Here is a 5,804-nt window from a genome sequence, read left to right as displayed (position 1 = left end):
CTCGCCGACGCCGGGGTCGCCACCGACGACGGGCGGGCCGCCCGCCGGGCCGCGGCCCGCGCGCAGCGCCGCGGCGAGCGTGCCCGCCGCCGCGCCCGCTGGGGCCGCGTCTGACGCCCGTGGTCCCTGCGGGCCCACCCCCGCGGGCCCACCCCCGCGCTCAGCCCAGCGGGGGCACGCCGTCGACCCACTCCACGGTGGCCTGCAGGACCGCCTCGGTCAGCGACTCCGTCCGCCAGGCCGTGACCTCCTGGTACTCCGGGTCGCGCACCATCGCCGAGAACGCCGCCCGCGACGTGTACCGCACCAGCAGCACCGCGTCCCACGCCTGGCCGTCCTCGGCCACCAGCGCCGTCGAGCCGTCCCCGGCGTAGAGGACCTCGCCGCCGTGGCGGGGCAGGAACGTCTCGGCCAGGGCGCGGGCGTAGCGGCCGTAGCCCTCCCGGCCACCCTCGCCGAAGCGGAGCAGGTTCAGCATCACCACCGGCCCGCCCGGGTCCTCGGCGAGGTAGCGCTTCAGGTCGGTGCCACGCGGGTCGACAGCCATGCCCGCAGTCTGGCCCACGGCCCCGCCGCGGAGGTGACGGGCCCGAGGTGACGGGCCCGAGGTGACGGGTCCGACGAGACAGCACCCCTGCACCCGGGTCGGGTGCAGGGGTGCCGGGTCGGACGGTCTACTGGCCGCCGTGCGCCTCGAGCGCGACGGGCTGCCACTCGCGCCACGTCGCCAGGCGGGACTCGTAGTCGGCCTCGGCGATGCCGAGCGGCTTCTCGCCGAAGAACACGCGCAGCGGCGGCTCGTCGGCGTCGACGACCTTGAGGATCGCCGAGCGGGTCGCGACGGGGTCGCCCTTGGTGCCGCTGGCGCTGGGCCGGTTCGCGGCCGCCTCGCGCACGTCGGCGTAGGCGTCGAGCTCGTCGGACCGGCTCGCCGACGGGCCGGACCAGTCGGTGGAGAACCCGCCCGGCTCGACCAGCGTGACGTGGATGCCGAAGCCCCCGACCTCCTGGGCGAGGGACTGGCTGATGCCCTCCAACGCCCACTTCGACGCGTGGTAGATGCCGACGGACGGGAACGCGGAGATCCCGCCGATGGACGACACCTGGATGATGTGTCCGCTGCCCTGCGCCCGCAGGTACGGCAGCGCGGCCTGGGTGACCCACAGCGCGCCGAACAGGTTGGTCTCGAGCTGGGCGCGCGCCTCGGCCTCGGTGAGCTCCTCGACCATCCCGAAGTGGCCGTAGCCGGCGTTGTTGACGACGACGTCGAGCCGGCCGAAGTGGTCGTGGGCCCGGGCCACGGCGGCGACGTCCGCGTCGCGGTCGGTGACGTCGAGCTGGATCGGCAGGACCCGGTCGCCGTAGGTCGACACCAGGTCGTCCATCGTCGAGGTGTCCCGGGCGGTGCCGGCGACGGAGTCCCCGCGCTCGAGGGCGGCGATCGCCCACTCCCGGCCGAAGCCCTTGGAGGTGCCGGTGATGAACCAGGTCTTGGCTGCCATGCGGTGGAGCTCCTCTCGTCCCGTCGGCGCGGCGCAGTCCTCGCGCCCGCCGTCACCGGGTGCAGCGCCGGGGACCCCCGGCCGTGTTCCGGATCGTCGGTGCGTCCTCTACCATCGAACACACGTTCGACGTCGGAGGTGGGGATGGGCTGGGGCAACCCGCCGGTGCCGTGGTCGGAGCTGGAGCGCGTGCTCTCCGGCCGGCCCCGGCCCGACCAGGCGCAGGGCGGCCGCCCGGCCCACGAGACGCTGTTCCCCGGTGACGGGGGCGACTCCCCGGCGTGGTCGCGGCACCGGCTGCCCTACCGGCCGCCGTCGCAGGAGCCGCCGCCGAGCACCACGACGGTCCCCTTCGCCGAGCTGCACGCCCACTCCGCCTTCAGCTTCCTCGACGGCGCCAGCCAGCCCGAGGCCCTCGCCGAGGAGGCCGCCCGGCTCGGCCTCGAGGCCCTCGCGCTCACCGACCACGACGGCATGTACGGCGTGGTCCGCTTCGCCGAGGCCGCCCGGGAGGTGGGCCTGCCGACGGTGCTGGGCTCCGAGCTGAGCCTGGGCCTGCCCGGCCCGCAGAACGGCGAGCCCGACCCGGCGGGCACCCACCTGCTCGTGCTGGCCCGCGGCCCGGAGGGCTACCGCCGGCTCTCCCGCGAGATCTCCGCGGCGCACCTGGCGGGCGGGGAGAAGGGCCGCCCCGTCTACGACCTCGACGCCCTCACCGCGGCGGCGGGCGGGCACTGGCACGTGCTGACGGGCTGCCGCAAGGGCGCGGTGCGCCGGGCGCTGGCCGCGGGGGGCGAGCGGGCGGCGGACGCGGCGCTCGGCGAGCTCGTCGACCGGTTCGGGGCCGACCGCGTCGCCGTCGAGCTCACCGACCACGGGATGCCAGAGGACGACGAGCGCAACGACCTGCTCGCCGACCTCGCCGGCCGGCACCACCTCGAGGTCGTCGCCACCACGGCCGCCCACTTCGCGACCCCGGCGCAGTTCCCGCTCGCCTCCGCGCTGGCCGCGGTGCGCGCGCGGCGCAGCCTCGACGACGCCGCCGGGTGGCTGCCGCCCGCGGCGGGGGCGCACCTGCGCTCGGGGGCCGAGCTGGCCCGCCGCTTCGCCCGCCACCCCGCCGCCGTGCCCACCGCGGCCGAGCTGGGCCGGGAGTGCGCCTTCGACCTCTCCCTTGTCGCCCCGAACCTGCCGCCGTGGGACGTGCCCGACGGCCACACCGAGGACACCTGGCTGCGCCACCTGACGATGCTCGGCGCGGCCCGGCGCTACGGCTCGCCGGCCGACAACCCCGCCGCGTACGCCCAGATCGAGCGGGAGCTCGCCGTCATCTCCCAGCTGGGCTTCCCCGGCTACTTCCTCGTCGTGCACGACATCGTCACCTTCTGCCGCGACCACGACATCCTCTGCCAGGGACGGGGTTCGGCCGCCAACTCCGCGGTGTGCTTCGCCCTGGGGGTCACGGCGGTGGACGCGGTGGCCAACGGCCTGCTCTTCGAGCGCTTCCTGTCCCCGGAGCGCGACGGCCCGCCCGACATCGACGTCGACATCGAGTCCGGCCGCCGCGAGGAGGCCATCCAGCACGTCTACGCCAAGTACGGCCGCACCCGCGCCGCGCAGGTCGCCAACGTCATCACCTACCGGGGCCGCTCCGCGGTGCGCGACGTGGCCAAGGCGCTGGGGTTCAGCCAGGGCCAGCAGGACGCGTGGAGCAAGCAGATCGACCGCTGGGGCCCGCTGCGCCACGTGGTCGCCGACGGCGCCGGCCCCGACCCCAGCACCCACGACGTCCCGCAGGCGGTGCTGGCCCTGGCCGCCCAGGTGGAGGACCTGCCGCGCCACCTCGGCATCCACTCCGGCGGCATGGTGATCTGCGACCGCCCGGTGGCCGACGTGGTGCCCGTGGAGTGGGGCCGGATGGCCGACCGCACCGTGCTGCAGTGGGACAAGGACGACTGCGCCGCCGTGGGTCTGGTCAAGTTCGACCTGCTCGGGCTGGGCATGCTCTCCGCGCTGCACCACTGCATCGACCTCGTCGCCGAGCACGAGGGCCGCCGCGTCGACCTGGCCGAGCTCGACCTGGGGGAGCGGGCCGTCTACGAGATGCTGCAGCGCGCGGACTCCGTCGGGGTGTTCCAGGTGGAGTCGCGCGCGCAGATGGCGACCCTGCCGCGGCTCAAGCCCCGGGTGTTCTACGACCTCGTCGTGGAGGTCGCGCTGATCCGCCCCGGCCCCATCCAGGGCGGCTCGGTGCACCCCTACATCAGGCGCCGCAACGGGCTGGAACCCGTGCGCTACGAGCACCCCTCGATGCAGCGGGCGCTGGAGAAGACGCTCGGGGTGCCGCTGTTCCAGGAGCAGCTGATGCAGCTCGCGGTGGACGTGGCCGGGTTCAGCGGCACCGAGGCCGACGAGCTGCGCCGGGCCATGGGGTCCAAGCGCAGTCCACAACGGATGGAGCGCATGCGTGACCGCTTCTACGACGGGATGTCGCGCACCCACGGCATCACCGGGGACGTGGCCGACCGCATCTACGAGAAGCTGTTCGCCTTCGCCAACTTCGGCTTCCCCGAGAGCCACTCGCTGAGCTTCGCCTCGCTGGTCTTCTACTCGGCGTGGTTCAAGCTGCACCACCCCGCGGCCTTCTGCGCGGCCCTGCTGCGCAGCCAGCCGATGGGCTTCTACTCCCCGCAGTCGCTGGTGGCCGACGCCCGCCGCCACGGCGTCACCGTCCGGGGGCCGGACGTCAACGCGAGCCTCGCGGGCGCGACCCTGGAGCCGGTGCGCGCAGGCTCCGACGAGCAGGCGGTGCGCACCGGGCTGGGCGAGGTCCGCAGCGTCGGCACCGACGTCGCGGAGCGGCTGGTGGCCGAGCGCGACGCCCACGGCCCGTTCACCGACCTGTCCGACCTGAGCCGCCGGGTCGGCCTGAGCGCCACGCAGACCGAGGCGCTGGCCACCGCGGGCGCGCTGGGGTGCTTCACGCTGAGCCGACGGGAGGCGCTGTGGGCGGCGGGTGCTGCCGCCTCGGACCGCCCGGACCGGTTGCCCGGCACCGGGGTCGGGCTGGCGGCGCCCGCGCTGCCCGGCATGAGCGAGGTGGAGCTGGCCGTGGCCGACGTGTGGGCCACCGGGGTCAGCCCCGACAGCTACCCCACCCAGTTCCTGCGCGAGGCGCTGCGGGAGCGCGGCGTCGTCGAGGCCGACCGGCTGCTCGCCGTGCCCGACGGCACCCGGGTCCTGGTGGGGGGAGCGGTGACCCACCGGCAGCGCCCGGCCACCGCGCAGGGGGTCACCTTCCTCAACCTCGAGGACGAGACCGGCATGGTCAACGTGGTGTGCTCCCGCGGCCTGTGGGCCCGCTACCGCAAGGTCGTGGTCAGCGCGCCCGCGGTGCTGGTGCGCGGGGTGGTGCAGAACGCCGAGGGCGCGGTGACCGTGGTCGCCGACCACGTGCAGCGGATGGACCTGCGGGTGGCCTCGACCTCACGCGACTTCCGCTGAGAGCACCCCTGCGGCGAGCAGGGCCGCGACGGGCTCGGGCAGCACGACGGTGGTGCCGCCCCCGGGCTGGCCGAACCACGGCACGGCCGTGCCCACCAGCACCTCCACCGGCCGGCGTACCTGCAGCCCGTGCGCGGGACGCGCGGCCAGCGCCGGGGGCAGGGAGAGCGCCGGCAGCGGCGTCCCGGCCGGGTGCACCACCGTGCCGTCGTCGTCGCCGAGGCGGCGCAGCGCCGTGCCCGGTCCCAGCACCAGCACCCGCAGGTCCCGGAACAGGCTCAGCGGCGGGTCGTCGCCGACGGGGGTGAACGGGCCCGCGGCGCGGTGCACCGGGCTCGGCCGGGGACCCACCCCGGTGAGCACCACCCGCCCCACGGCGAAAGCGGCCGCGTCACCCGGGTCGTCGAACACCGCCCGGGCGAGCCCCGAGGTCGGCTCGCCGGCCGCGGCGGCCAGCCAGCGACCGCCGCGGCGCAGCACCCGCCAGCGCAGCCCGGACTCGTCGCGCCCGCCGCGCTCCCCGTCGCCGCGCAGGTCACCGCCAAAGCGCACCGCGTCGGCGGGCAGGCCCAGCCCGGTCAGGGTGCGGCCCAGCTCCGCGGCCACGGCGTCCGCGGCCACGACCTCGGCCAGCCACCCCGGCTCCGGCCGGCCGTCGGGCAGCGCCGCGGCGTCCGACCGGTAGTCGGCGGGCGCCGGGGTCGCCCCGGTGAACTCCGGCTCCGCGTCGTCGGTGCTCACGCTCACCTCGTCGGGCGCCACCACCAGCACCCGGGCCGAGGCCCACCGCGGTGCCCC

The 5,804-nt window shown here is 76.2% G+C and carries 4 protein-coding genes; 1 reads left to right on the top strand and 3 read right to left on the bottom strand.

The features are described from left to right. Positions 1–160: 160 nt before the first annotated feature. Positions 161–547, bottom strand: coding sequence for a DUF1330 domain-containing protein (locus ACYVOF_RS04330; RefSeq protein ID WP_460864280.1), 387 nt, complete (start codon positions 545–547; stop codon positions 161–163). Between the two features lie 127 nt (positions 548–674). After that, positions 675–1,502, bottom strand: a complete 828-nt coding sequence (locus tag ACYVOF_RS04325) for an SDR family oxidoreductase (protein ID WP_460864279.1) — start codon at positions 1,500–1,502, stop codon at positions 675–677. Between the two features lie 144 nt (positions 1,503–1,646). Here ACYVOF_RS04325 and ACYVOF_RS04320 point away from each other — a divergent pair, with 144 nt between their 5' ends. Beyond that, positions 1,647–5,006, top strand: a complete 3,360-nt coding sequence (locus ACYVOF_RS04320) for an error-prone DNA polymerase (protein WP_460864278.1) — start codon at positions 1,647–1,649, stop codon at positions 5,004–5,006. Here the strand turns inward: ACYVOF_RS04320 and ACYVOF_RS04315 are convergent. After that, a partial coding sequence (locus tag ACYVOF_RS04315) for a TNT domain-containing protein (RefSeq protein ID WP_460864277.1) occupies positions 4,989–5,804 on the bottom strand: 816 nt, incomplete at its 5' end. The two genes, ACYVOF_RS04320 and ACYVOF_RS04315, sit on opposite strands and share 18 nt — an antisense overlap.

Source organism: Rhodococcus aerolatus, assembly GCF_054783215.1.
This window is presented reverse-complemented; position numbering and strand designations above follow the sequence as displayed.

What these genes read in the sequence shown, in the direction of transcription:
- ACYVOF_RS04320 (WP_460864278.1), top strand. Translation starts at nt 1,647, where the DNA reads ATGGGCTGGGGCAACCCGCCGGTGCCGTGGTCGGAGCTGGAGCGCGTG.
- ACYVOF_RS04325 (WP_460864279.1), bottom strand. Translation starts at nt 1,502, where the DNA reads ATGGCAGCCAAGACCTGGTTCATCACCGGCACCTCCAAGGGCTTCGGC.
- ACYVOF_RS04330 (WP_460864280.1), bottom strand. Translation starts at nt 547, where the DNA reads ATGGCTGTCGACCCGCGTGGCACCGACCTGAAGCGCTACCTCGCCGAG.